We start from the raw sequence: 26,013 nt of genomic DNA on the forward strand, positions 1-26,013 counted from the left end.
TCCCACAGAAGGCAGAGCGGATGAAACTCGAAGCCTACACTATATTTGGTACTCCGAATTAGTGTAGGTACTTCACTATGAGTAGGTGGGCAATGCCCACCCTAGTACTAGCGATCGACCGAACCCATGATAATGTCAATACTGCCCAAAATTGCCACAATGTCGGCAACTTTTGCACCCTTGAGGATGTGAGGGAAAATTTGCAGATTGTTGTAATCGGCTGCACGAATCTTCCAACGCCAAGGGAATACATTATCATCCCCAATCAAATAAATTCCCAACTCGCCTTTACCGCTTTCAACGCGAGCGTAAATTTCGCCTTTGGGAATCTTGAAAGTGGGCGCAATCTTCTTACCGATGAACTGGTAATCAAAACCGTTCCACTCAGATTTTGGCCCGCCTGCCATCCGTTTGGCTTCCAGGTTCTCGAATGGCCCGCCGGGAAGTCCCTTAATCGCTTGGCGAATAATCTTCACCGACTCACGCATTTCGCGAATCCGCACCAGATAACGGGCGTAACAATCACCAGTTGTTTCCCATTGAACTTCCCAGTCGAAATCGTCGTAGCACTCGTAGTGGTCAACTTTCCGCAAATCCCACTTCACTCCCGAAGCGCGTAACATGGGGCCTGAGAGTGCCCAGTTAATCGCTTGTTCGCGGGTGATGGTGCCGATGACTTCTGTCCGTCTGCGGAAGATGGGGTTGTCAGTAATCAAGCGTTCGTACTCATCCACTTTGGGCAGAAAGTAGTCGCAGAAGTCTTCGCATTTGTCAACCCACCCATAAGGCAAATCGACTGCTACTCCACCAATGCGGAAGTAGTTGTTGTTCACCAACCGATATCCGGTAGCTGCTTCCCACAAATCGTAAATCATCTCCCGTTCGCGGAAGATGTAGAAGAAGGGCGTTTGAGCGCCAACGTCAGCCAAAAAGGGGCCAAGCCACAGGAGGTGATTGGCAATCCGGTTCAGTTCCAGCATGATGACGCGGATATAGCTGGCGCGTTTGGGAACCGAAATATTGGCTAGCTTTTCGGGTGCGTTGACGGTGACAGCTTCGTTGAACATTCCCGCCGCGTAGTCCCAGCGACTGACGTAGGGAACGTACATGATATTGGTGCGGTTCTCGGCAATTTTTTCCATGCCGCGATGCAGGTAGCCGATAACTGGTTCGCAATCCACCACATCTTCGCCGTCCAGGGTGACAATTAACCTCAACACCCCGTGCATCGAGGGATGGTGCGGCCCCATGTTGAGGATCATGGGTTCGGTTCTGGTCTCAATTCTTGCCATAGAACAGCAATTTTAATTTTTGTTTCGCTGCTTCAATTATATTGGCTCAAGCCTTCGCAGTTGAGTTAAAACTGACCAAAATAGGTATAGCAAATTTATTGGGTAAAGATTAGCTATCTTCGAGCATTTCTATTTTAGGTGCGATGCAATGGCGATGACTCAAGAACAGTTCGATGTGCTGGTTGGGGGTTTGGAGGGTTTTGCGGGGAAGCAACCAGGAAGTTATAAACTGCGGGTGGGTCTTTTAGCTGCTCTTGGTTACGCTTACATTTTCCTGATCCTAGCAGGGCTGATTGGGCTTTTGAGTCTGCTGGTGCTGATAATGCTGCTTAGCCACAGCTTTAACGTCTACACGATCAAATTTGCGATTCTGTTGTTGATTCCGACATTTATTATTTTGCGATCGCTCTGGGTGACTTTCCCACCACCTATAGGATTACCTCTCACCCGTCAAGAAGCACCGCGTCTATTTGCCTTGGTGGACGAACTGACATCGAAGCTACAAGCACCAAAATTTCACCACATCCTATTGACAAATGAATTGAATGCTGCTGTTATGCAAAGACCACGTTTGGGTTTGTTCGGATGGCAGCAAAATTACCTGATTGTTGGGCTACCTTTGATGCAGGCGCTTTCTCAAAGTCAATTTCGGGCTGTACTCGCTCATGAATTTGGACATCTCTCTGGCAATCACAGCCGTTTTGCTGGTTGGATTTATCGCGTTCGCAAAACACAAGAGCAAATTTGGCAAAGGCTGCATCAAAGCGGACAGCATGGTTCTTCCGTTTTGTTCGATCGTTTTTTTAACTGGTATATTCCCTTTTTTAGCGCTTATTCTTTTGTGTTAGCGCGAATTAATGAATATGAGGCCGATCGCTGCGCGGCAGAATTAGCTGGGTCGAAAAATGCTGCCGAAGCTCTCATCAATATACAACTCAAAGTAAAATTATTGGAAAGCGAATTTTGGCCTAGCGTCGAGAAACAAGTATATCAGCAAATAGAACCACCAGCGACAATTTTCACCAATATGTCTGCTGCCTTAGCCAATAGCCTACCGCTGGAAAGTGCTAATCGTTTGGTCGAGCAAGCTTTGAAGTTAAAAACCAATAACTCCGATACCCATCCCTGTCTGCGCGATCGCCTTTATGCACTGGGGTATCTTACTAATAAGGGACAAGAATTACCTTTACCCGCTCCCGTTAAAATAAGTGCAGCCCAGGAATTGTTAGGTGATACTTTAAATAAGTTAAACGCTTATTTCGATCGGACTTGGCAGCAGGAAATGTCAACCCATTGGCGACAAAAATACGCTTATATTCAGGAAGTACAAAAGAAGTTGGAAGCTTTAGAAACAAAAGCTCAAACGCAAGCTTTATCCCCAGAAGAAGCCTGGGAACGCGCTGGTTGGACGGTAGAAATAAAAGGCGAGTCAGCTGCAATTCCTCTATTGCGAGAAGTGTTAATAACTGAACCGGATCGTAGTGAAGCTAGTTATACGCTTGGTAGCATTCTTCTACGCCAAAACGATCCTGATGGCATCAATTACATCGAAGAGGCGATGAAAAAAGACCCGGAATACGTTCTTGAAGGTTGCGATTTGATTTACTATTTCTTGATGCAGCAGGAAAAAGTAGAGGAAGCAAAAGCTTATCAAAAACGTAGTGAAGCACATTATAATTTAATATTACTGGCGCAGCAAGAGCGGTCTAATTTAAGTGAAAAAGATAAATTTATCCATCACAATCTGCCACAAGCGACAGTCGATCGCCTGCGTCAGCAGTTATCGGGTTACCCGCAAATAAAAGAAGTATACTTGGTACGGAAAGATCTAAAATACTTTCCTGAAAAACCATTTTATATCTTGGGTGTAAAACAACAAATTCCTTGGTATAGATTGCATATTTCCGATCGGGATGGAGAAATTATGAACAAACTTGTCTCGGAAATAGAGTACCCAAATCTAACTTCGGTGATTCTCCTGAACGATCATAATGGATATAATAAACCTTTTGAAAAAAAGATGGCGAAAATAGAAAAGGCTTGTATCTATCGTCGCTGAATTTTGCTAATGAATCTAACTGAGGATAATTTGACTAATAAAACGGAAATCTCCGCTTTTGTCCACATTCCGGTAATGGCGCGGGAGTTAATTGACGGGTTGGCAATTCATCCGGGTGGACATTACCTGGATGCTACGGTAGGAGGCGGCGGACACAGCCGTTTAATTCTGGAAGCTGCACCTGATACCCAGATTACGGCGATCGATCGCGATGAAGACGCGATCGCAGCAGCCAAAATCTACCTGGCTGAATATACCTCACGCATCCAATTCTGGCAAGGCAATTTCTCTGAATACGAGCCGGGAAAAAATCAATTTGATGGTATAATAGCTGACTTAGGTGTAAGCTCATTCCATCTCGATACAGGTTCGCGGGGCTTTAGTTTTCGACACGAAGCTGAGTTGGATATGCGGATGGATCGCAGTCAATCCCTGACAGCAGATGAAATAATCAACCATTGGGAAGAGGCGGAGCTTGCGGATATTTTCTACAAATATGGAGAAGAACGGCTATCGCGGCGAATCGCCAGAACGATCGTAGACAAGCGTCCGTTTCAGACGACGACTGAGTTAGCAGAGGCGATCGCACGCTGCGTACCCCGCCAATACCGTTACGGCAGAATTCATCCAGCTACCCGCTCTTTTCAAGGACTGCGAATTGCGGTCAATCAAGAGTTAACATCTTTAGAAACGTTCCTTTCTCTAGCACCCAAGTGGCTAAAACCAGGTGGGAGAATTGGTATCATCAGCTTTCACAGTTTAGAAGACCGCATCGTCAAGCACACTCTGCGAAATTCAGAAATATTGCGGGTGCTGACGAAAAAGCCGATTGTACCACAAGAAGAAGAAATAGAAAGAAATGCGCGATCGCGTTCTGCCAAACTTAGATTTGCAGAAAAAGAAGGGGCTAGAAAAGTCAAAAGTCAAAAGTCAAAAGTCAAAAGTCAAAAAGGGGAGTGGGGGAGAGAATGACAACTGACAACTGACCACTGACCACTGACCACTGACCACTGACCACTGACAACTGACCACTGACCACTGACAACTGACCACTGACCACTGACCACTGACCACTGACCACTAACAACTGACCACTGACCACTGACCACTGACCACTGACCACTGACCACTGACCACTGACCACTGACAACTGACAACTGACAACTGACAATTGACAACTGACAACTGACAACTGACCACTGACCACTGACCACTGACCACTGACCACTGACCACTGACCAATGACTATTTCAGCAGTCTTCGACTTTTTTTGACTTGGTTGCGATCGTTCGATGGGGGTAGTTCGCGGGGAATTTCGACTCGGAAACTAGAACCATCACCCAGCTTACTATTAACAGAAACTGTTCCCTTCATCATCAGCACCAGCGATCGAATAATAGTCAACCCTAAACCAGTGCCGTAGTGTAACTTTGTAGTGCTTTGATCTACTTGCCGGAATAGTTCAAAGATATATTCTAAGTGTTCCTGAGCGATGCCAATTCCTGTATCCATAACCGTTATAGCCAATCGGTCATCAGACACTTCAGACACCTCCACCTTTACACCACCGGCAATGGTGAACTTGATAGCATTGGAGAGCAGGTTAATCAAAATCTGCCGCAAACGCGCACTGTCGTTGACAATCAACGGATTACTCAGAAAAGTGGAAACCTGCAAGTCGATGTTCTTCTCTTCCGCTAGAGAACGAATTTCTTCGGTGGTGGTTGTCACTAGAACGGCCAGATTTATTTGTTCTCGTTCCAGATCCATGCGACCCGCCTCAATTTTCGAGAGGTCGAGGATGTCATCGATCAAGGTTAACAAGTGATTGCCATTGTTGAAGATGCGTTCTACCATGTTTTCCTGTTCGGGCGAGAGGGACTGTCCTAGCTGCGGTTGAGAAACTTCGCCTTCTTGGGCCAAGATGCGGCGCGATCGCATTGCCGAACGCAAAAGCAGTTGAGAAAAGCCAATAATGGCATTCAACGGAGTACGCAGTTCGTGAGACACGGTAGCCAAAAACTGCGATTTGAGTCGGGCGGCTTCCAGAAGTTGCACATTTTGCAGCCCAATTTGTTCGCGTCGATCTTCCAATTCCCGGTTTTGATTGCTCAACAGTTGGTTCTGCTGAGCTAAACGTTCCTCTCGCTCCTCTAAAGCCTTGATCAATCGGGCATTATTAATAGCTAGAGCCGCCTGTTCCCCCACCGCCACCAGCAGGTGTCGGTCTTCCGGATCGAAAGCATAGAAGTCTTCCCAATTACCTATAGCCAGCACCCCCAACCGCCCAGACTCAGCCGACTCAATCGGAACTGCACAGACCGAGGCGGGGGAAACAATTTTAGATTGACCACTATTTTCAACTCTAAAATCTTTCATCTGAAATTCCTCGCCGACTGATGAAGAAGCAGTCGAGAGGGCCACCGCCAGCCATCCTTCATTACTATCCAAAGCATCTTCCAGTCGTAATTTGTCCGTGCCTATGCCAGCTGTAACCGTCAAGAGGAGCCGATCGCACTGAGCGTTATGTAAAACGATCAAACAAAACTGCGCCCCGCCGATCGCATCGCAAACCGACTGAACCATCACCTGCAAAAGGTCTGGCAAATTACCAAGACGTTGGTTGAGCAGATTTGTCAGGCTTTGCAGCGTTCGCAGTTGTTGCTGCTGTTCTCCCAAAATTACGATCGCCTTGCGGAGATTCTCGCCCGCCTCTTGGGACTCCCGATAAAGCCTTGCATTATCAACTGCTAGCGCCGCCCGACGCGCCAGATCCTCTACCAACTCTAGGTCAACCTGACTATATTGACGCCCGGACTCCGATATACCTAAAGTAATTACTCCCAGCGTCCGGGAGCGAGCGACTAGAGGCACGCACATAACGGACTTAGGAGCCAACTGGCGCAGTATTGCCTGAAGCTTGGCATCTTCAGCTTTGGCTAATACGGCTGGATCTTTAATTTCGGGGTAAAATTCTGACTGCCCGGTTTGCAAAACCTTCCCTACTCCAAATGAGGCATTTGGGTTAATTGGATACAGGCGTTGCATATCCTGCAAAGATTCCTTCTTAACTGGGTCTGCGTGGGAGAAAGCTACGCGGCGGAGGGTCGGAGAATCCGGTTTATGCCATGTTTCCACATTTTCCACCTCAAGTACATCGATAAAGCACCAGTCGGCAATTTGAGGCACTGCCAAATGAGCCAGATTTGACCATGTGATTTCGTAATCTAGGGAGATAGAGAGGATGGTGCTGGCATCAGCCAGAAAGCGTTGGGAATCTTCAGCTAGCTTGCGATCGGTAATATCGCGGCTTACTGTAAGAACATATTCGGGCAAACCGTTTTGGGCAAATTCCGGCACCAGACGAGCTTGATAATATCTCGTTTGTCCGTTCGGTGCTGAATAATCGAATTCCATTACCTGTTCTTGCCCGGTTGCGAACGCATTTTGCAGGCACTCTTGCCACTGGAGGTTTGTGTTTGCTGGTAACCCTAACGCCGAGAAAGTTTTGCCTGTGAGCGTTTGCGGCACCATTCCAGTTGCCCTTTCCAAGGCTGGGCTGATGTAGACTAGGCGCAATTGTCGATCGTAGCGGGCAATGATGTCGGGAGCATTTTCGACCAAGGCTTTGAATTCTTGTTCGCGCCGGTGTAAAGCTGACTCCGCCCGTTTCCGCTCCACCGCAAAAGCAACGTTACTGGCGATCGTTTGCGCTAATTGAATTTCTTGTTGAGTAAACTGATGCGCCTTATTGTAGTAAAGCATAAACTTGCCGATCGGCTTTTCTTGTGCCACTAGGGGAATAAACCCCAAAGCGCGAATACCCTCCTTGAGAATTGTCGATTTCAGATTTGAGATTGCAGATTGAACATTCTCTTCCTCAATCTCCAATATTAAATCTGAAATTTGCCATGTTGATGTTTCCACATCAGAAATGCAAATTGGCTCTGGATTATTGGTATCGCAAGACCAAGGCGAATGTCCTTCCACGCTGCGCCGATATTCCTCCGAGAGTCCGTACCAAGCCTTGAAGCGCATCACCCCATCGGGATCGAACAGAAGTAAGGAAGTGCGATCGGCTTTAAGAGCCCTAGTAAGACCATTTAATGCTACTTCATAAATCTCTGACAAAACAGCCGCACGACTGACTGCATCAGTTATTTGATAAATAGTTTGTATTTGCTCAAAGCGGCGGCGCAACTCCGACTGGGCAAGCTTTGCCGAGCTAATATCGCTAATAATACCTGCCATTCGCACTGGTCTGCCTTGGCTATCCCGTTGCGCTTTGCCCCGCGTCATGCAATAGCGATATTCCCCCGATGTATGACGCAGGCGAAATTCTAGGTTAAATTCAACGTTTTGACAAAGATGAGCAACCAGCGCTTCTTTAACTTGCTGCAGATCTTCTGGATGGATCAGTTGGGAAAATGCTTCCCAAGTGCGAACAGCACAGGAGCCTTTTACCCCAAATTCAGAGGCAGACAAACCGATAATTTCTACTAGACGGTCATTCCAATAAATCTCATTTTTGATAATATCCCAGTCCCAAATAACATCGTTTGAGCCTTCGAGTACCAGGCGATAACGTTCTTCGCTAATTTTTAGTTTTTGTGTAGCTAAGAGCGCTTCCTTTTCCGCTCGGTAAATGCGAATCGCATTGCGTAGGCTTCTAGAGAGAGATTCGGTAGAAAGTCTTTCTTTAGAAAGATAGTCAGACGCTCCCGCCTTCATCATTTCAACCGCAATTTGCTCATCTCCTTGGCCGGTCAACACCACCACAGGCATTTTAAAACCCGCAGAGCGCAATTGCTTTATCAGTGATAATCCATCCCCATCTGGTAAGCTATAGTCGAGGAAGACACAATCAAAAGTCTTCTGCCTTAAAGCTGCTAGAGCCGTAGCACAACTCTCCGCCTCCGACAGTTCGATCGCTTCACCGGCAGCTTTGAGCGATCGGCGAACCGCCATACAATCGACCTCATCATCATCCACCACCAAGATTTTCAGCGTCTCTTCTATCATGATTCGATACTTTAAAATCTCAAATCTAAAACGTCTTAAGGCATCTCGTTCAGATTCCAGTAATTGTTAATTGTTGCCATAACCTCCACAAATTTGGTGAACGTAACTGGCTTAAGAATGTAGCCTGCTACATTTAGGTTATAGGCTTCCAATTTATCTTTCTCTTCATTGGATGTCGTCAGCACAATGACAGGTATAGTTCGCAGTTGCGGGTCACTCCGCAATTCTCGCAAAAACTCAATTCCACCCATTTTGGGCATATTGAGATCGAGTAATATCAATCGCCGAGTCCGAGGGATGAGTGGTGGCTTTCCGCCGTCACGCAGCATGAATAGAGCTTCTACCCCATTGGCAGCCACGTAGAGTCGATCGGTGATGTTATTTTTATCGAATGCCCGTTGTACGATCATTACATCAACATCATCATCATCGACAAGTAAAAGGTTTGTTAGTTTGTCATTGGTCATTGGTTATTAGTCAGTGGTCAGTGGTCATTGGTTATTAGTCAGTGGTCAGTGGTCAGTTGTCAGTTGTCAGTTGTCAGTTGTAATTAATTATTTTTTGACTTTTGACTTTTGAATGAGTGACTTTTCTAGCCCCTAGTTATTATTTTGGCCAAGTAAAGCGAAAGGTGGCTCCCCTATCTTGATGAGATTCTAACCGGACGCTCCCCCCTTTATCTTCCACAATTTTCTTCACCAGAGATAGCCCGATGCCTGTATTCTCAACCCGATCGCGCGGTACAAGGGTTTGAAAGATAACAAATACTTTCTCATGGTATTGAGGATCGATACCAGGCCCATCATCTCTAACGACAAATTCGTAGAAGTCCCCTCGATCTTGTACGGAAATATCTATGCGTCCGTCGGAGCGGTGATGGTGTTTGATGGCGTTGCTAATGAGATTGGCGAACACTTGTTCTAGGAGCAACTGCTCCGTCGCGAACACCGGCATTTCCGACTCCAGCGTTATGGTAAATGTGGGTGGCGGTGCCAGAGAATCGATGATGTTTTTTAACAAAGTGCCTACATCCACTATTTTCTTAGCAGTTTTTACCCTTCCTACGCGGGAATAAGTGAGGATACCTTCTATTAAAGCTTCCATCCGGTGAACGCGCCCCCGCAACAAGTTCATTTGGTGTTTGGTGTCCCCGGTTAGCAAGTCTTGTAGGTCTTCTTCTATCCACTGGGAGAGGTTAGCGATCGCACGCAGGGGTGCTTTCAAGTCGTGGGAAACAATATAGGCAAACTGGTCGAGTTCCTGATTGCGCTTTTCTAAATCCATATTTGTTTTCGCCAAGACGGAACTCAGGTGAGCTAGTTCGGTGGCCCTAGAGCGCATAGCTTCAGCCGCTGATTTTCGCTCAGTAATGTCAACACAACAACCGATGTAACCGGCAAAAGTACCATCGGGCATAAATCGTGGCGTTCCCGTATCCACAATCCAGCGATATTCCCCCAGCCTACTTCTGAGGCGGTATTCCATCTCAAACGGCTTGCGGACATTAAAAGCTGTCATATAAATATCCCCGCAGCACCGAACATCCTCTGGATGAACTTCTTCTACCCAGCCGATCCCCAGTTCTTCTTCCATACTTCTGCCAGTAAAATTCAACCAAGCTTGATTGAAAAACGTATATTGCCCATCCGTTCCAGACATCCACAACATCACAGGCGCACTATTCGCCATCGCCCGAAACCTTTCTTCGCTCTCCCGCAAGGCAGCTTCTGCTTCCTGGGATTCGCGGTAGAGGCGAGCGTTGTCAACGGCTAAGGCAGCACGACAGGCAAGATCCTCTGCCAACGCCAAGTCTGACGCACTGTAGTGACGCCCTGACTCATCTGAGACAAACGTGATTGCGCCCAGGGTTCGATCGCGGGCAATCATAGGTACTACCATAGCCGATGAGAAACCGATTTCTCGCATTATTGCCAAGTGTTCCGCATCGCGGGCAGTAGCAACAAGAAGCGAGTCTGGTATGTCGGTATACAACTCGGATTTACCCGATCGCAATACATTTGCAACACCATGTCGATCGTTGGGATCGTGGGGGTAACGTTCCTGCAACTCTTGCGCCCACTCAACTTTTGAAGGGTCTACATGAGCTACCGCTAATCGCCGAATTGAAGCTGATTGGGAACTTATATTGACTCTTTCCCCCACTCCCCCACTCTCCCACTCCCCCTCTCCCCCTCTCTCCCACTCCCCCACTCCCCCACTCTCCCACTCCCCCACTCCCCCACTCCCCCACTCCCCCTCTCGCTCTACCTTCTCCCAGACATCCACAGCACACCAGTCCCCCACAGTAGGAACCGCCAGACGTACCACCCGCTCAAGTGTGCTTTGGTAATCCAGCGAACTTGCCAATTCCTTGCTTGCTTGGGACAGAAAACGCTCAGCTTCCTGAGTCTGCTTCTGAGCGTCAATATCTGTAGCTGTACCTACCCAAGAAACAATCTTTCCTTGTCTATCGCGCATTGGCATCGCCCTGCCCAAGTGCCAGCGATAAGAGCCATCCGATCGTCTGAAGCGATACTCAACTTCGCAGCCAGAGCCTGTTTCCAGGGCTATCTTCCAGTCTTCCAGACACCGCACGCGATCGTCAGGATGCACTACTGACTGCCAGCCCCAGCCTTTGCTTTGCTCAATAGTAGTTTCTGTATACTCAAACCACCGCTGATTGAAGTAATCCACAGCACCATCCGGTTGTGCTGTCCAGACTATCAGCGGCATGGCATCAGCCAAGTTGCGGTAGTGTTGTTCGCTTTGACTGAGCGCTTCTTCTACCTGTTTCCTTTCGGTGATATCCAATCCCACACCAATCATCCGCACTGAATAGCCAGCTTCGTTGCAAAAAACGCGCCCTTGTGCTTGTATCCAATGGACGCTACCGTCAGGCCAAACAATGCGAAATTCGATATTGTAATTTTCTTTATGCTCGACTGCACCAGCTATTGCGTGCCTGACAAATTCGCAGTCCTCAGAATGGACGCATTCGAGAAAAGCGGCAAAGGTGCCTTTAAATGTGCCAGGAGCAAGGCCGTGTAAGGCTTCAAGCGTATCTGACCATTTCACTTCACCTGTGAGGATATTCCAGTCCCAAATACCCATGCGGGTGACATCAAGGGCAAATATCAGTTGGTCGTGGCTCGCTTGTAACGCTGCCTGTTTCCGCTGTAGTTCTATTGCTTTAGCTAATATATTGGCTAGAGCCTTGACAAAATTAACGTCGTCTTCGCTGTATTTCTGTTGCCTGTTTGTGCAGGCACTCAAGATGCCAAAAGGTTGTTCTTGACCCTTAATGACTGCGCTGATACCACTCACCACACCATGAGCGTGCAGAAAAGCTAAAAATTCTTCCTCTTCCCCTCTACCCACTTGATTTTGCCCAAGTTCGATAATTACGGGCGTAGCCGAAAGCAGTTTATTGACTGCTTGTTCATTTTCGGCTAAAATAACTTTGCTTACAATATCTTTTTGCCAGCCCACACCCGCCCTAACAATAAATCCTTCATCTTTTTTTAACAGATCCAAAACCAGCGCGTACTTAACACCAAGAGTCTTGGTAATCAAATTAACCGCTTCGTCTAGTAGGCTTTTCATGTTGCTCTCTCCCAGGGCAAGTTGACTGAGTTGCGCCAGGGCTGAGTGCTTTAGTAATTCCAATCTGAGTTCTTTTTCCACCTGTTCATTCCTCCGTTACTTGTCGCGAATTATACTGAAAGCACCCTGCGTGCCAACAACCTTGCCTGAAAAAGTAAGTTCGACGGGAAAAGAGCGATCGTTTTCTGGAACGGGAAAAGGCTGACGCGCCTTCAAATATCCGTACTTTCAGGTAAAATACTCACAAACAGGTCTATCGTTATTGACACTACCTGCGGACTGCGGAAAAGTTACGCCCCGGAAGATATCAATCCCTCGTAGGCCCTTGTCCAGTCACCAAGCAGAAGAAGTATATGTGCCCGACAGTTGGATATCTAGGAAATATGGCTTAATGTCTTAGAGGACGTTTGTCCGTGAAAGAGCGGCGAATCTCAAAGCCATGATTATGCTTGGAGGGCAATCAACATTGAGAAATTAACGCGGGAAGTTCTCTCGTGTCTGCTTGTGGATGGGGTGCTGCCGACAGTCCCAGATGAAACAGGAAGTTTTTGTTAATGAATGTTAGCAAAAATCGAACGGAACCCGCTATACTCATACCAGTAGCGGTTGAGATAGGTGGTTAATAGGCCATCAGCAGAAAGCGAGCGTCCCCTTGAATTCGTGGCATCATCTGGCGATGTCCAAAAGCATTCAATGGGCGGTTAAGTAGATCGCGTTGCACCACTCTCTGCTGACAGAAGAGTGGAAATGAGAGGTAAACCTTTTAAATTGTGGCAGGTTGGGAAGGTAATGTATCACGATCTGAAAATCCAAATACGATCGAAACAACCAAATCATTATCGGCTGGGTAGCAGCATCGCTATTGTTTCTAGGCAATAGCACAAGGATGGGGATTAAACTATCTTTATAGTGTCAATCTATCGAGATTTTAAAAGTCCCTCCCCCTACCGATAGGTGTAATTTACCTAAACCCCTGGAAAGATTTGTGATTTGTTGGTTTGGCAAAAGTTCAAAAGTTAGAAAATGGGAACGTTGACAGTCAGCACCTCGCTCTCTCATAGACGAGGCTTAGTGCCTAACTATGTGAGATAGCTGACCAGACTCAGCAATCTTAGGGTGCTACGTTATCGGCAAGCGTTAAAGTTCCTATTCCGGGATGCGTAGCCAGTCCCGCGACCCTAGAACCAGATGGTTAAACAGTTCTACGAGAGGTAAGACAGTGCCATCAAAGATAGTACCGACCGATAACTTTGTCGAGGCTAACATTACTGGGGCAGCAAGGCGATTCCCGGCATACAGGGAAAGGGATAGATACTGCTCCTCTATCTATCTCCCCCAAAAGGGGATTGCGGTTAAAACCGCTTGAGTCGTATTTCATCCGCGCTTTAAAAAGACGCGGTTTCCATACTTCCACGAGATTTGAGATGAAAGAAATTCGCGTTGCCCTCATTGAAGATCATGACCTCACCCGTGTGGGGATTAGGACAGCACTACAACAGCGAGAAGAAATTACTGTTGTAGGCGAAGCCGCAAATGGCAATGAGGGATTAAAGTTGCTACTGGCAACAAAACCAGATATTGCGATAGTTGACATCGGTCTGCCAGATATGGATGGGATTGAGTTGACCAGGCAGCTAAAAGCATCTATACCAGAGGATGGACAAGGCCCAAAAGTCTTGATTTTGACATTACAAGACAACCAAGAAGCTGTACTGGCGGCTTTTGCAGCTGGGGCAGACTCCTATTGCATGAAGGATATTAGTTTCGATAATTTGCTAGAAGCCCTGCGAGTGACCCAAGAAGGCAACTCGTGGATCGATCCGGCGATCGCAAGGATTGTACTCAAGCAGACTCGTCAAGCAGCCACCCCAGCAACATCGCCGTCAAGCAGTGCGCTCGAAGCAGCTAACTCTAAAACTGTGGCGATCGCAGCAACGGAACCAGAGTACAGTCAAATGCTGGAAGCTTACCCCTTGACAGATCGAGAATTAGAAGTATTACAACTGATTGTAGAAGGCCACAGCAATGCCGCGATCGCTGAAAAGCTCTACATTACAGTAGGAACTGTCAAGACCCACGTCCGCAATATTTTAAACAAACTTTGTGCCGATGACCGTACCCAAGCCGCTGTCCGTGCCTTACGCTCCGGGTTAGTGGGATAATTAGCTAATTTTGTCATTGGTCAATAGTCATTAGTCATTGGTCAGGAGGGGCAAAGCATTTATGGCTAAAAACTTAGAAATTTAGTCAAAGATGATTTACACAAATGTTTCGCCCGTACATTGGTCAAGAGTTATTGGTTATTGGGAAAAAGGAGATTGGTTATGGGGTTAAAGACTATTGACCAATGGCTAATAACTAATGAGTATTGACTAATGACTAACTTGCAAGTGGAGTAGCAAATGAGTCGGGGAGATGGCAGCAAACTCAAACTCATGGTGGTGGATGACGAACCTGATAACCTCGATTTGCTCTACCGGACTTTTCGGCGTGACTTTCAAGTCCACAAAGCCGAAAGTGGGCCAAGTGCCCTAAACGTACTGGAAAAAGAAGGTGAAATGGCCGTGATCATTTCCGACCAAAGAATGCCCCAGATGAATGGGACAGAATTTCTGGGTCGGACAGTAGAGCTATTTCCAGATACGATTCGCATCCTCCTGACCGGCTACACGGATGTTGAAGATTTAGTAGAAGCGATAAATTCAGGCCAGGTTTTCAAGTACATCACCAAGCCGTGGAATCCGGCAGAACTCAAAGGGGTAGTTCAACAAGCCTCGGAAACATATCACGTCCTCAAGCGAAGAACCAACGAACTTCGCCGCGCCTTGCAGCGAGAAACCCTGTTTAACGCCGTTACCAGCGCTATCAGGGAGTCGATCGACTATGGCAGTATGCTGCAAAGAATTGTAGAAACGATCGGGCAAACTTTTGGAGCTAATTGTTGCCTTCTGCGACCAGTAGAGGGCGATCGCTTACTAGAGGACATCTTTTTCTACAAAGCTCCCAACGCAGAAAGCAGCAGCATCCCTGACTCGCTGCTGCAATCAGTCGTAGAAAGCCGTAAGACACAAATTGTCCAAAGCGATGACAATGGCAACAGCTCCTTAGAACTGGTCGTCCCCCTGATCTGCCAGCAAGACCTGCTCGCCATTTTGTATATTTACCAGCAAGGCACCCGCTCACCCTCCTCTCCCGAAGACATTCAGCTGATTGAAAGCGTCGCGGAACAAGCAGCCCTCGCCGTCTCCCAAGCCAAACTGTATCAGCGTACAGTCGAACTAGCCCAGCAGATGCGAGCTGAACTAGAAGTGGCTCGCCAAATCCAAAACAACCTGCTGCGCCAGAGTTGGCCAGAAGTAGAAGGCGTAAGGGTGCAAGCCTGCTGTTTCCCAGCACGAGAAGTGGGGGGCGATTTTTTTGAAGTCTTTGTCCACCCCAAAGGAGACATTTGGCTAGCAGTAGGAGATGTATCCGGCAAAGGCGTCCCAGCCGCTTTGTTTATGGCTAGTGCCATTTCGGTGATGCGACGAGAACTTTCTCAAGAAAATCCGCCAGAGCCGCACGTTGTGATGCAAAATCTCAATAGTGGCCTGTCAGACGATCTTGTCAGCAACAACTGCTTCATCACGATGGTTCTGGCTTGTTACACGCCCTCGACAGGCCAGTTGGTCTACGCCAATGCAGGCCATATCTATCCCTTGGTCTGGTCTTATCAAGACGTGGCTAAAAAAGTAGAAGGAATTGAACCGAATTTCCTCAAAGTTCGGGGCGTTCCACTGGGCATCCTACCCATCTGGAAAGCCGCTTCTGGCAATATCTTATTAAAGTCTGGGGAAGCACTTTTATTGGCGAGCGATGGAATCACCGAGGCAACCGTCACCCCGGAAATAGTAAAGCCTGGAGATGTCGCTAGTAGCGGACACAACCCGGTTATGCTGAAACAAGAAGGTCTCTGGGAGCTGCTTATAGAAGAGTCGGGTCCTTTAGACTTGACAAATTTATTAGCTCGTGTCAGGGGACAAAACCAAGTTCAGGAAGACGACCAAACAATACTCTCTCTGGAGGTTCTGTAGTCAATGAGAACGGAGCTGCATATTCCCAGCGACTTAAAGTTTTTGACGATCGTGGAAAACTGGCTCCTGGGCTGTTTGGAAACAGAGTTAGGCGATACGTCAGTAGACTGGCCTCGCCTCTCGAATCGCCTGCGTCTGGCCTTGGTGGAAGCTTACTCGAACGTGGTGCGCCACGCTCATAGGGATCAACCGAATTTACCAATCCTGATTCGGTTGGAACTAAAAGAGGGCGATCTTGCCTTGGAAATCTGGGATCATGGCAAAGGATACGATCTATCTACTTATCTGCCACCCAGTCCAGAGGATAAGCAGGAAAGCGGTTATGGCTGGCTAATCATGAATCGGTTGATGGATCGGGTTGAGTATCGTTTACAGGTAAACGGTCGCAATTGTCTTAAGTTGGAAGCAAATTTGCCAATGGTAACTGAGAAGCGATAAAGTCCCTCAACTTTCCTACCGTTATTGCGGCAATTCTACTCCTCACTATCAAGCTCTTTACTTTAACAATCGGGGTGCAAGAGGAGCAGAGGGGAGGGGGTAAGAGGGGAGGGGGTAAGAGGAGAAAAGAAATAAAAATGTTCTTAATTGAACAAAAGCATAGCAACTCCGAAAGAGCCTTTTTTCCTTACTCTACTCGCTAACAAAAAGCTCCTAGCGACGCAGCTTGAGCAACTCCTGGGCAGAAGCTAAGAGTTTGATGGTGACTGAGAAAATTTGCCGCTGTGGATTGAGTACCAATACCCAACTGACATTGACGCCAAAAACAGGCGTCTGTACCTTTCCACTGACCTGAAACTGAATGTAGCCATCTTGAAGGGTCTGCTCAATGCCTTCGCGGGGATAAAATTGCATCCCTTGAGCTTCTTGTTGCAAGTATGCCGCGATCGCATCTGGCCCCACTACCGCCGATTCAAATGGCGGCAGCATTGCCCCCTCAGCAGCAAACAAAGCCCCTGTTCCCTCAAAATCACCCGCATTCAACCTCTCGAAATAACCTAGTATCACTGGTTCTGTGACACCCTCAATTGTCAAACTCAGGTCAAGCAATTTTGGACTTTGGATTTGGGATTTTAGATTGTTCATCTAGAGAAAACTAAGTCTGGCCGCACGATAAACTTTCAACCAGAATAAACAGAAAAGCAGGTTTTAACCTGCTCCTGTGGAGGGATTATGATTGCTTTGGAAGTGTTGACACGCTCCGCGTCGGTCAACGCCAGCGTTCTAGCGACGAGTCAGGTTTAGCAGTTCTTTGGGAGATGCTAGCAAGTCGATCGCCACAAAGAAAATCTTGCCTTCGCGATCGAGTAAGAACCGCCACGCCATGTTCATCAGAACGTTGGCCCCAAACCAAGGAGTTTGTACTTTGCCGGTAATTTTAAACTGCTTATAGCCATCTTCGATGCCCTCGGATATGCCCTGTTGCGGCATCATGTTGAGTCCCTGCGCTTCTGCACGCATATATGCGGCGATCGCCTCATGACCAACAATCGGCTTCTGGAAAGGCGGTTGCAGCGCACCGTTTTCAGCAAATAGAGCAACAGCAGCCTCAAAGTTGTCTGCGTTCATCGCTTCAAAATAGCTCATTACCGTAGGCTCTGTGACCCCCTCAACGGCTACCTTAGTAGGCGCAGGCGTCGAGCGTGCGAACAACGGTTCAGCAGCTTTTGGAAAACTACTGGGGGTGACAGCAGGATCGAATCCCATGTCTAGTACGGTATTACGCAGTACTGTGATTTGCTGACCCGGATCGAGTTTCTTGATTGTTTCCAGTACTGTTGTGGCATCATCAGAAATTTGATAGCCCGGAGGGATAGGAGCGACGAAACCCTTCTTCATCATCTCTCCTAACTCATACCAGAAAGCCAGCTTGGTGTTGACGCTGAACCCCGCGTAGGAACGGCTGATCGGAGTGTCGATACGGCTAGCAAGATCGCTCATGGTTTGCGTTTGTTGTGCAGCAGGCATTTGCTTAATTTGGTTTAGAATGCCTTCTGCTAGTTGCAGGCGTGCTGCGCCAGGAGCTGCGGGAGTGATTGAACGACCTAGTTCCGTGTAGGCATACCAAAGTAATGCCAGTTGATCTTCGACGCTGAGCCGATTAAAGGCTTCAGTGGTATCGGGAACAGCGCTAGCAATTTGAGTGCTAGGAAAAATCCTTTGTGCCGACTCGATCGTGTAGGTCATACGTACAGAGAGATTCAGCTTGATAATTACGAATCCAGTAGGTTGGGTTCGTGAATCTCTTCTCCTTAATTTCTATTATGTAACGTTTTCTTACAAAATGTAAAAAAACATTTACATTTCAAATAGTTTTGAAACTATAATTAATGATTGGGGATAGTTGCGATCGCGATCGCTGCACTTTTTCTCAGCTTGTGATATAAAACTTTATCGCCGATGAAAGCGCCAATTACTTCTATTCAGGTAAAGCAAAAAGCCTTAGAGTTGGGATTCCACAAGGTTGGAATCGCCACTGTAGATACTCAAGCTGGGGAAGCAGAGCGATTGCAGGCGTGGCTGGCGCTGGGATACCAAGCTGAGATGGAATGGATGGCGAATCCCAAGCGTCAGGATATCCGTTTGGTAATGCCAGAAGTGCAGTCAATAATTTGCGTCGCCCTTAACTACTACACAGATCATCAGCGTCCCGAAGGTCAAGAATACGCCAAAATCTCCCGTTACGGCTGGGGACGCGATTATCACAAGGTTTTACATAAAAAATTAAAAGCGCTGGCTAACTGGCTACAAGAACCTAAAGAAGCGATTCAAGCTCGTTATTACGCCGATACAGGCCCAATTCAGGATAAAGTTTGGGCTCAGCGTGCGGGAATTGGCTGGATTGCCAAAAATGGTAATGTAATTACGCGGGAGTATGGATCTTGGGTATTTTTGGGCGAAGTATTGACTAATCTGGACTTGACACCCGATCGCCCTCATACTGAATATTGCGGTACTTGTACTCGTTGTCTGGATGCTTGTCCCACGAGTGCGATACGCCAACCTTTTGTGGTAGACGCCAACCTTTGCATTGCTTACCATACAATTGAAAATAGAGCAATAGAGTTGCCGGATGCGATCGCTCCCCATCTCGAAGGCTGGGTTGCCGGATGCGATATCTGCCAAGACGTTTGCCCCTGGAACCATCGCTTTGCCAAAGAAAGCGATGTTCTAGAATTTCAGCCTTATCCTGGGAATGTGGCTCCCAAACTTGCCTTGCTAGCTGAAATCTCCGATGAAGATTGCTCCCAGCAGTTTCCTGCATCAGCACTGCGGCGAATTAAACCAGAAATGCTGAGAAGAAACGCTCGCACTAACCTTAAGGCGTCACAGTCAACAACCCACCGTTAAATCGGAGTACCGATGATAACGGGGGCTTGAAATACAGCCCTAGTTGACCAGACTCAGGCAGCAATGCCTACGTTAGTGGCAAGTGTTCAAGTTCTTACCGAAGGATGCGTAGCTAGTCTTTCGCTCTAAAACTCAAAGGTTAAACAGTCATTTGGGAGACAGTGCTTTTGAGATAGTACCGACCACTAACATTGTCGAAGCTAACTTTACCGGAGAAATCCGAGGGGGAGCAATCCCCTTTCTTAAACGCCCCACCGAGGCGGGTCTTTCCAGAACAATCTCGGTAGCCTCAATCCTGTAATGCCAGCAGGTATGCCAAGGAGTTTCGCCACTTCTGAGGCGCAACGGTTTCTCGAACCACAAGAAGTAGCTATGTTGTATAGACCCCGCCCTCCCTTTCCTGAGCGGGTGCGTTGCGGGGGTTCCCCCCGTTGTACACCCCGCGTCTCACCGCCAAGCCGAGTACAGCTATGGCGGGAGTCTCTAGGGAGGAAGACAGATGAAAGAGAATGGGAAAGGCAAAAGTAAAAATTTCTTCGTTGGCACGATCGACTTTTTTCCCATCTCCAATCCCGAATGGCGCTAAGTTAAGGAAGGCTCGGCCTCCTGTATCCCAGTTAAACAAGCGTGCCATTCCCCCAATCACCTTGGCAAAACTATGACTGTAAAAGTTATTATTTTTGATTTTGATGGCACGGTTGCCGATACTTTTGACGCTATTGTGAATATTACTAATCGATTAGCTCCTGAATTTGGGTATAAGCAAGCGAGTCCAGAAGATATTCTTAGATTCAGAAATTTGACATCTAGAGAAATTATTAAGCAGTCTGGTGTGTCGATCGTTAAATTGCCTTTTATTATGAAAAGACTGAAATTTGAATTAAATAATCAAATTCATGTATTAAGGCCAATACCAGGAATTAAAGAAGCTCTTTTAGAGTTAAATAAAAAATCAAATAAACTGGGGATAATAACTTCCAACGACAAGACCAATGTCATAAATTTTTTGCGTAATAATGATTTACCAGAAATATTTGATTTTATTTATTCAGGAACTACTCTTTTTGGCAAAAGCAAAGTAATCGACAAATTTTTAAAGCAAAACCAACTAAAAAAAGAGGAAATTATTTATGTCGGAGATGAAACCAGGGATATAGAAGCGGCCAAAAGAAGTCAGATAAAAGCGATCGCAGTAACTTGGGGTTTCAATGCCAAAGAGGTTTTAGCTGCTCAAAAACCAGATTTTTTAATCCACCACCCCAATGAACTGATTTCCGTGATTCAAGAGTTGCAAAAACTAACTCAAATTAAAGATTAAAAAGTAACAAAACTACTTCCAGATGATGAATATAAAAAGGCGCGGTGAAAAACGGCTCTTTCGGAGTTGTTATGCTTTTGTTGAAATAAGAAGATTTTTATTTCGTTTCTCCTCGGCACCTCTGCGACTGGAGCCCTAGCATAGTAAGCACGGAAGAGCCCCATTTTGGTAGTGTAAAAGTTACAGAGGTAAAATAATAGCAAAAAACAGCAAAACTTTCAAGCACTAATGATCGGACTATGATTTTGCCTGAAGCAACAGCGATCGATAAACTTACAGACGATCGCGCTCATCTTCCGGATAGTCTTGAGAAAATAGAATTTAGGGACAAATTCCCCAGGATAATTCGCCGTCTGAAAACAGAGGTGCAAGAAGTGTGAGAATAGAGCGATCGCACCCCGATCGGCAAGTAAGCTGTTAATTTCCAGCCACTAGCTCGTTTTACCCTACCACCGACGAAGAGCCCAAATCATTACCTTGTATGGGACACAACCTTTTGAGCTTCAGCAAGCCCCCTGTCAAAAACCTCAATCGGGAACTAAGGAAAAAATTTTAAATTAGCATTGTTCAAACTTAGTAAACACCAGTGTCTCAGATCACTGTTTTAGAACCAGCTTGCTTGATAATATATGAAGTCAATCCCTTGAGCGTCTTCTGCCAAAAAACCCGGAAACAGTGCGATCGGTGAAACCGCCACCTAGCAAGCCGCTCAGTGTAGGCAACCTATAAGTTGCCCTTATACAAGCGTCTTTGCTTGGCGATCAACCGCGTTGGGGGTGAAGGTAGACGCCAGCCCAGCGAAGCTTAAAATTTAAGCATCTCGCCAACGCTAGCACCCTTACTTCCCCCAGCTTCGAGTTGCCCGACCTTCATAAAGAACTGAACCCCAGACTGCTATGCTGTTTAAATTAAGTAAAAAAATGATGGCTGCGGTTGCATCTGAATAAGTAGAATGAGAGTCTGTTGAAGTGGATGGCAGCGGTGAAGATCTCTAGCAACGTGGCGCTTCCTTTCATAGTACCGGCCTGCATTAGCCGGGATGAACAACTATGCAGTAGGCAAATTCATAAGCTATGATGTGCCTACAAAATGCTTCATCAGCAGCGCTGGGGTCTGATTGCACAAACGGTCGAAGATGTAAAACCTTAATAAGGGACTGCTTGAGGAAGGAAAGCGAGCAACACCCATGTCTAGTATGCAAAACCAATTTACGATTCACTTCTGGGGCGTCAGAGGTAGTATCCCATGTCCAGGGCCACACACGGTACGCTATGGCGGCAACACACCTTGTGTGGAAATGCGCGTGGGTGGTAAACGCCTGATTTTTGATGGTGGCACCGGCTTGCGAGTTTTGGGGCAATCCCTCCTCTCGCATATGCCTTTAGAAGCATATATGTTTTTCACCCACTCTCATTGGGATCACATTCAAGGATTTCCCTTCTTTATACCAGCCTTTATAAAGGGGAATTGCTTCCATATCTATGGAGCAATTGCTCCCAATGGTGCCACCATCCAGCAGCGCCTCAATGACCAAATGCTGCACCCAAATTTTCCCGTGCCGCTACAGATTATGGGAGCCCAGCTGAAGTTCTACAACCTGGAAATGGCAGACACGGTTGAACTGGAAGATGTCAAGCTGGAAACGAGTCTGTTGAACCATCCGGGGGAAGCTATAGGCTACCGAATCAACTGGCGCGGCTTTGCAGCAGCTTATATCACCGATACAGAACATTATCCAGACCGCCTAGATGAAAACGTTCTGCGGCTGGCGAACAATGCAGACGTGCTGATATACGATGCCACCTACACAGATGAGGAATACAATTCGCCAAAATCCAGCAAGGTGGGTTGGGGACACTCTACGTGGCAAGAAGCTGTGAAAGTCGCCAAGGCAGCTAATGTGAAACAACTGGTAATTTTCCACCATGACCCGCTACACGACGATGATTTCTTAGATTTAGTGGGAAAACAGGCTACCCAGATGTTCCCCAACACGCTGCTGGCAAGGGAAGGAATGACTTTAGAGATAGTACCGCCATCTGTATCTCTACCCGAAGACATACAGGAGGCTAAAGTAACTGCTTAATTATTTGTCAGCCGTCAAAAGTCACTCGTTCTGAATCAATGAGTGATGACCGATGACAAATTTTAAAATTACGCGATCGCCTAATTTGTGTGAAAATGTAAAGCGTGCGGGTTACCTCATCGCTAAAAACTGTTCTAACTCCAACTGCTGTTGCCCTGGGAAACTTTGATGGCGTACATCGAGGGCACCAACAGGTTGTCAAACCCGTATTGCCAGAATCTGTAGTCGATCCAAGCGCTTCGGCGTTTCCACCAGGAGAAAATCTTTGGCGGTCCGATCGCAAGCTTCTGGATAATACTTTTTGTGAAAGCTGGGATTGCACTGACAAGCTGAGTGTCAGCGGACGCCCTTATGCAACCGTTGTCACCTTTAATCCCCATCCTCAAGAGTTTTTCACGGGGAAAACTCGATTTTTGCTGACACCCCTCAATGAAAAGGTTCGCCAGCTGAGCTTTCTGGGTGTCGAGCAGTTGGTGATGGTGCCATTCGATCGCGAAATGGCAGATCTAAGTCCACAAGAATTTGTAGAAAAAATTCTCGTGCGGCAACTAGCGGCACAGCGGGTGAGTGTGGGAGAGGATTTTTGTTTTGGACATCGGCGATCTGGGACATCAGACGATTTACAGGCGATCGCCGCCAAGTATGATGTGGAAGTAATTATTGTGCCAATTCATAATTCCGAAGGCGAAAGAATCAGCAGCTCGATGATCCGTCAAGCCCTCCAGTTTGGAGAAATTGAGCGGGCAAATCACCTACTGGGGCGGCCTTACACCCTTACAGGTTCGGTAGTGAAAGGTCAGCAGCTGGGCAGAACTCTGGGATTTCCTACCGCCAACCTGCAACTGCCCAACGAAAAATTATTACCCCATTTTGGTGTCTATGCCGTGCGAGTCTTTATTGAAGATATGACTGGGGACTGGGAACAAGGAACAGAGGAGCAGAAGAGCGGGAGAATGGGAGAGCGGGAGAATGGGAGAGCGGGAGAGGGGGAGAGCGAGAGAGCGGGAGAAAATGTACATAATAATTCCCCCCACTCCCCCACTCCCCCAATCCACGGCGTCATGAATATTGGCAGTCGCCCAACCGTAAATGGCAACAGTCCAACGGTTGAAGTTCACCTGTTAGACTGGTCTGGAGATTTGTATGGCAAAACCTTAACGGTAAGCCTAGAAAAGTTCCTGCGGCCAGAACAAAAATTTGATTCCCTAGACGCGCTAAAACTACAAATTGAAGCCGACAGCGCCACCGCTCGATCGGTACTAATAGGTAATTTTAGATTTTAGATTTTAGATTTGTTCTGAATACCAATGACCAAAAAGGGATTAGGAGCTAGAAAAGTCAAAAGTCACTCATTCAAAAGAAGGATTCTTCCCTGTCTTTCCCTAGCCCCTAGCCCCTAACCCCTAGCCCCTCTTTAACAATTACTAATATGAGAAAACCGATCGAGCTACTTACAGAAAATCTGAGTCGTACTATTGTCGGCAAAGCCGATGCAATTCGCTTGGTAATAGTCGCCCTCCTCTGTGGTGGACACGCCCTCCTCGAAGACGTGCCAGGAGTTGGCAAAACTCTACTGGCAAAATCTTTGGCCCGATCGATCGACGGCAAATTTCAACGCATTCAATGTACCCCTGATTTACTTCCCACCGATATCACCGGCACCAACATCTGGAATCAAAGTACCGGCCAATTTGAATTTCTGGCTGGGCCAGTATTTGCTAACATCTTACTAGCAGACGAAATTAACCGCGCCACACCCCGCACCCAATCGGCTTTGTTAGAAGTGATGGAAGAACGGCAGGTAACAGTAGATGGAGTCTCCCGTCCAGTTCCCAATCCGTTTTTTGCGATCGCCACCCAGAACCCGATCGAGTATCAAGGCACCTTCCCCCTCCCAGAAGCGCAGATGGATCGCTTTACCCTATGCCTGACACTCGGCTATCCAAGTGAAGTAGAAGAACTGCAAATGCTACAACGACTTGGTGATGGGGTTACCGTCGATGAGCTGCAACCGTGTATTTCCCCAGAGGATGTCTTAGAGTTACGGCGTCTGTGTGCCACTGTGAAGGTGGAAGCCCCCTTGCAGCATTACATCCTCAATTTAGTGCGATCGACACGGGAAGATGAAGAAATTGCCCTCGGCGTTAGCCCACGCGGCACAGTCGCCTTACAAAAAGCTACCCAAGCCCTAGCTTTTCTTTCCGGTAGAGATTACGCTATTCCCGATGATGTTAAGTTTTTAGCGCCTTACGTACTTTCCCATCGCCTTATCCCATCAGGAGGACGGAAGGCGAAAACTATTGTAGAGCGTTTGCTTGCCAGCGTGCCCATTCCCTAAGAGGTAGGGGCTAGGGGCTAGGGGCTAGGGGCTAGGGAAGAGGGAAGAGGGAAGAGGGAAGAGGGAAGAGGGAAGAGGGAAGAGGGAGATTTGAATAAATCTAAAATCTAAAATCCAAAATCTAAAATCCAAAATCCAAAATCCAAAATTATTATGTCGCGGCGTCTACAGCAACAGGTAAGGGCAAAATTTATACAACAATGGCAAGGTTGGCGAATCGGCTACTCACACGCTTCGCGATCGCCAATCGTTGTGTTTATGTTGCTCTTAGTCTGGAGTGTAGCTCTAGGGTGGGGTTTTACTCTGATAACCCAACTTCCTGCCCAAACTCAAACGGTAGCTGAAATATCTCCTACAGGCACAGTTGATGTTGTACCTGAACGCTATCAACTAGGACAAGAACTTTACCTGAAAAACTGCGCCACCTGCCACATCGGCATCCCGCCAGCAGTTTTGCCCACCGAAACCTGGCGAGATATCCTCCAAGATGAGCAGCACTACGGCAAAAAGCTGACGCCGCTAATAGACCCAGAACGCCTGCTAGTTTGGGAATACCTGCGAACCTTTTCCCGAACGCAAACTGCAGAGGAAGAACGGACGCCCTATCGAATCGCTCAATCCCGCTATTTCAAAGCGCTCCATCCCAGAGTCAAACTACCCCAGCCCGTCACAATGGGTAGTTGCTCTATCTGTCACTTCAAAGCGGATGGATACGATTTTCGCAGTCTCACCTCAGAATGGCAAAATGCCCCATGACAGTTGTCAGTTGTCAGTTGTCAGTTGTCAGTTGTCATTGGTTATTTTTTGACTTTTGACTTTTGACTTTTGACTTTTGACTTTTGACTTTTGACTTTTGACTTTTGACTTTTGACTT

21 protein-coding genes are annotated in these 26,013 nt (G+C 47.1%); 12 read left to right on the forward strand and 9 right to left on the reverse strand.

The genetic code is table 11. The annotated features are described in order from the left end of the window. Nucleotides 1–107 precede the first annotated feature (107 nt). Nucleotides 108–1,292, reverse strand: a complete 1,185-nt coding sequence (locus tag LAY57_RS28820) for an NAD(P)H-quinone oxidoreductase subunit H (RefSeq protein ID WP_249070618.1) — start codon at nucleotides 1,290–1,292, stop codon at nucleotides 108–110. A gap of 154 nt (nucleotides 1,293–1,446) precedes the next feature. On the opposite strand from LAY57_RS28820, the gene LAY57_RS28825 reads away from it, so the two are divergent. After that, entirely contained in the window at nucleotides 1,447–3,351 is a 1,905-nt protein-coding gene (locus LAY57_RS28825; RefSeq protein WP_249070619.1) for a M48 family metallopeptidase, read from the forward strand. Between the two features lie 9 nt (nucleotides 3,352–3,360). Further along, the gene (gene rsmH, locus LAY57_RS28830; protein ID WP_249070620.1) at nucleotides 3,361–4,323 is read left to right on the forward strand and encodes a 16S rRNA (cytosine(1402)-N(4))-methyltransferase RsmH; all 963 of its coding nucleotides are present in this window, start codon (nucleotides 3,361–3,363) and stop codon (nucleotides 4,321–4,323) included. On the opposite strand, the gene LAY57_RS36690 is transcribed toward rsmH, so the two are convergent. From LAY57_RS36690 to LAY57_RS28850, 5 genes are all read right to left on the reverse strand, one after another. Then, the gene (locus tag LAY57_RS36690) at nucleotides 4,289–4,495 is read right to left on the reverse strand and encodes a hypothetical protein (RefSeq protein ID WP_420839149.1); all 207 of its coding nucleotides are present in this window, start codon (nucleotides 4,493–4,495) and stop codon (nucleotides 4,289–4,291) included. The genes rsmH and LAY57_RS36690 overlap by 35 nt on opposite strands. Then, nucleotides 4,432–4,593 carry a hypothetical protein gene (locus LAY57_RS36325; RefSeq protein WP_338022510.1) on the reverse strand — a complete coding sequence of 54 codons (162 nt, stop codon included), beginning with the start codon at nucleotides 4,591–4,593 and terminating at the stop codon, nucleotides 4,432–4,434. The genes LAY57_RS36690 and LAY57_RS36325 overlap by 64 nt, the downstream gene beginning before the upstream one ends. Before the next feature lie 3 nt (nucleotides 4,594–4,596). Then, nucleotides 4,597–8,373 carry a GAF domain-containing protein gene (locus LAY57_RS28840; protein WP_249070622.1) on the reverse strand — a complete coding sequence of 1,259 codons (3,777 nt, stop codon included), beginning with the start codon at nucleotides 8,371–8,373 and terminating at the stop codon, nucleotides 4,597–4,599. A 35-nt stretch (nucleotides 8,374–8,408) separates the two neighbouring features. Next, nucleotides 8,409–8,840, reverse strand: coding sequence for a response regulator (locus LAY57_RS28845; protein WP_249070623.1), 432 nt, complete (start codon nucleotides 8,838–8,840; stop codon nucleotides 8,409–8,411). Between the two features lie 139 nt (nucleotides 8,841–8,979). Beyond that, entirely contained in the window at nucleotides 8,980–12,057 is a 3,078-nt protein-coding gene (locus LAY57_RS28850) for a PAS domain-containing protein (protein WP_249070624.1), read from the reverse strand. A gap of 1,343 nt (nucleotides 12,058–13,400) precedes the next feature. On the opposite strand from LAY57_RS28850, the gene LAY57_RS28855 reads away from it, so the two are divergent. From LAY57_RS28855 to LAY57_RS28865, 3 genes are all read left to right on the forward strand, one after another. Continuing rightward, nucleotides 13,401–14,138 (forward strand): response regulator transcription factor, encoded by a 738-nt coding sequence (locus LAY57_RS28855; protein ID WP_249070625.1) that lies wholly within the window; start codon nucleotides 13,401–13,403, stop codon nucleotides 14,136–14,138. A gap of 240 nt (nucleotides 14,139–14,378) precedes the next feature. Beyond that, complete coding sequence (locus tag LAY57_RS28860) at nucleotides 14,379–16,049, forward strand: SpoIIE family protein phosphatase (RefSeq protein ID WP_249070626.1); 1,671 nt, start codon at nucleotides 14,379–14,381, stop codon at nucleotides 16,047–16,049. Nucleotides 16,050–16,052: 3 nt separating this feature from the next. Then, complete coding sequence (locus LAY57_RS28865; protein WP_249070627.1) at nucleotides 16,053–16,487, forward strand: ATP-binding protein; 435 nt, start codon at nucleotides 16,053–16,055, stop codon at nucleotides 16,485–16,487. 213 nt (nucleotides 16,488–16,700) lie between these two features. On the opposite strand, the gene LAY57_RS28870 is transcribed toward LAY57_RS28865, so the two are convergent. Both LAY57_RS28870 and LAY57_RS28875 read right to left on the reverse strand, forming a co-directional pair. Continuing rightward, the gene (locus tag LAY57_RS28870; RefSeq protein ID WP_249070628.1) at nucleotides 16,701–17,132 is read right to left on the reverse strand and encodes a ketosteroid isomerase family protein; all 432 of its coding nucleotides are present in this window, start codon (nucleotides 17,130–17,132) and stop codon (nucleotides 16,701–16,703) included. A gap of 138 nt (nucleotides 17,133–17,270) precedes the next feature. Then, on the reverse strand, nucleotides 17,271–18,233 hold the full coding sequence (locus tag LAY57_RS28875; RefSeq protein WP_249070629.1) for an orange carotenoid protein N-terminal domain-containing protein: 963 nt from the start codon (nucleotides 18,231–18,233) through the stop codon (nucleotides 17,271–17,273). 213 nt (nucleotides 18,234–18,446) lie between these two features. On the opposite strand from LAY57_RS28875, the gene queG reads away from it, so the two are divergent. Further along, nucleotides 18,447–19,397 carry a tRNA epoxyqueuosine(34) reductase QueG gene (queG, locus tag LAY57_RS28880; RefSeq protein ID WP_249070630.1) on the forward strand — a complete coding sequence of 317 codons (951 nt, stop codon included), beginning with the start codon at nucleotides 18,447–18,449 and terminating at the stop codon, nucleotides 19,395–19,397. 370 nt (nucleotides 19,398–19,767) lie between these two features. Here the strand turns inward: queG and LAY57_RS28885 are convergent, their stop codons facing one another. Continuing rightward, a complete protein-coding gene (locus LAY57_RS28885; RefSeq protein ID WP_249070631.1) occupies nucleotides 19,768–20,031 on the reverse strand; it encodes a hypothetical protein in 264 nt (87 codons plus the stop codon). A gap of 24 nt (nucleotides 20,032–20,055) precedes the next feature. Between LAY57_RS28885 and LAY57_RS28890 the strand changes: the two genes are divergently transcribed. The 6 genes from LAY57_RS28890 (at nucleotide 20,056) to LAY57_RS28915 (ending at nucleotide 25,895) form a co-directional block, all read left to right on the forward strand. Next, entirely contained in the window at nucleotides 20,056–20,715 is a 660-nt protein-coding gene (locus tag LAY57_RS28890) for an HAD-IA family hydrolase (RefSeq protein WP_249070632.1), read from the forward strand. A gap of 239 nt (nucleotides 20,716–20,954) precedes the next feature. Next, nucleotides 20,955–21,095 (forward strand): hypothetical protein, encoded by a 141-nt coding sequence (locus LAY57_RS28895; protein ID WP_249070633.1) that lies wholly within the window; start codon nucleotides 20,955–20,957, stop codon nucleotides 21,093–21,095. Between the two features lie 806 nt (nucleotides 21,096–21,901). After that, the gene (locus tag LAY57_RS28900; protein ID WP_249070634.1) at nucleotides 21,902–22,801 is read left to right on the forward strand and encodes an MBL fold metallo-hydrolase; all 900 of its coding nucleotides are present in this window, start codon (nucleotides 21,902–21,904) and stop codon (nucleotides 22,799–22,801) included. A 104-nt stretch (nucleotides 22,802–22,905) separates the two neighbouring features. After that, nucleotides 22,906–24,084: a bifunctional riboflavin kinase/FAD synthetase gene (locus tag LAY57_RS28905; protein WP_249070635.1), complete on the forward strand. Its 1,179-nt coding sequence runs from the start codon at nucleotides 22,906–22,908 to the stop codon at nucleotides 24,082–24,084. 146 nt (nucleotides 24,085–24,230) lie between these two features. Next, a complete protein-coding gene (locus LAY57_RS28910) occupies nucleotides 24,231–25,139 on the forward strand; it encodes an AAA family ATPase (protein ID WP_249070636.1) in 909 nt (302 codons plus the stop codon). 153 nt (nucleotides 25,140–25,292) lie between these two features. Further along, entirely contained in the window at nucleotides 25,293–25,895 is a 603-nt protein-coding gene (locus tag LAY57_RS28915) for a diheme cytochrome C (RefSeq protein WP_249070637.1), read from the forward strand. Nucleotides 25,896–26,013: the final 118 nt, after the last annotated feature.

Source organism: Argonema antarcticum A004/B2 (assembly GCF_023333585.1).
Taxonomy (GTDB): Bacteria; Cyanobacteriota; Cyanobacteriia; order Cyanobacteriales; family Aerosakkonemataceae; genus Argonema; species Argonema antarcticum.

Excerpts from the sequence above, each read along its gene's own strand:
- LAY57_RS28895 (WP_249070633.1), top strand. The coding sequence starts at position 20,955 with ATGATTTTGCCTGAAGCAACAGCGATCGATAAACTTACAGACGATCGC.
- LAY57_RS28885 (WP_249070631.1), bottom strand. The coding sequence starts at position 20,031 with ATGGCACGCTTGTTTAACTGGGATACAGGAGGCCGAGCCTTCCTTAAC.
- LAY57_RS28900 (WP_249070634.1), top strand. The coding sequence starts at position 21,902 with ATGTCTAGTATGCAAAACCAATTTACGATTCACTTCTGGGGCGTCAGA.
- LAY57_RS28840 (WP_249070622.1), bottom strand. The coding sequence starts at position 8,373 with ATGATAGAAGAGACGCTGAAAATCTTGGTGGTGGATGATGATGAGGTC.
- LAY57_RS28845 (WP_249070623.1), bottom strand. The coding sequence starts at position 8,840 with ATGACCAATGACAAACTAACAAACCTTTTACTTGTCGATGATGATGAT.
- rsmH (WP_249070620.1), top strand. The coding sequence starts at position 3,361 with ATGAATCTAACTGAGGATAATTTGACTAATAAAACGGAAATCTCCGCT.
- LAY57_RS28820 (WP_249070618.1), bottom strand. The coding sequence starts at position 1,292 with ATGGCAAGAATTGAGACCAGAACCGAACCCATGATCCTCAACATGGGG.
- LAY57_RS28865 (WP_249070627.1), top strand. The coding sequence starts at position 16,053 with ATGAGAACGGAGCTGCATATTCCCAGCGACTTAAAGTTTTTGACGATC.
- LAY57_RS28915 (WP_249070637.1), top strand. The coding sequence starts at position 25,293 with ATGTCGCGGCGTCTACAGCAACAGGTAAGGGCAAAATTTATACAACAA.
- LAY57_RS28855 (WP_249070625.1), top strand. The coding sequence starts at position 13,401 with ATGAAAGAAATTCGCGTTGCCCTCATTGAAGATCATGACCTCACCCGT.
- LAY57_RS28860 (WP_249070626.1), top strand. The coding sequence starts at position 14,379 with ATGAGTCGGGGAGATGGCAGCAAACTCAAACTCATGGTGGTGGATGAC.
- queG (WP_249070630.1), top strand. The coding sequence starts at position 18,447 with ATGAAAGCGCCAATTACTTCTATTCAGGTAAAGCAAAAAGCCTTAGAG.
- LAY57_RS28870 (WP_249070628.1), bottom strand. The coding sequence starts at position 17,132 with ATGAACAATCTAAAATCCCAAATCCAAAGTCCAAAATTGCTTGACCTG.
- LAY57_RS28875 (WP_249070629.1), bottom strand. The coding sequence starts at position 18,233 with ATGACCTACACGATCGAGTCGGCACAAAGGATTTTTCCTAGCACTCAA.
- LAY57_RS28825 (WP_249070619.1), top strand. The coding sequence starts at position 1,447 with ATGACTCAAGAACAGTTCGATGTGCTGGTTGGGGGTTTGGAGGGTTTT.
- LAY57_RS28890 (WP_249070632.1), top strand. The coding sequence starts at position 20,056 with ATGACTGTAAAAGTTATTATTTTTGATTTTGATGGCACGGTTGCCGAT.
- LAY57_RS28910 (WP_249070636.1), top strand. The coding sequence starts at position 24,231 with ATGAGAAAACCGATCGAGCTACTTACAGAAAATCTGAGTCGTACTATT.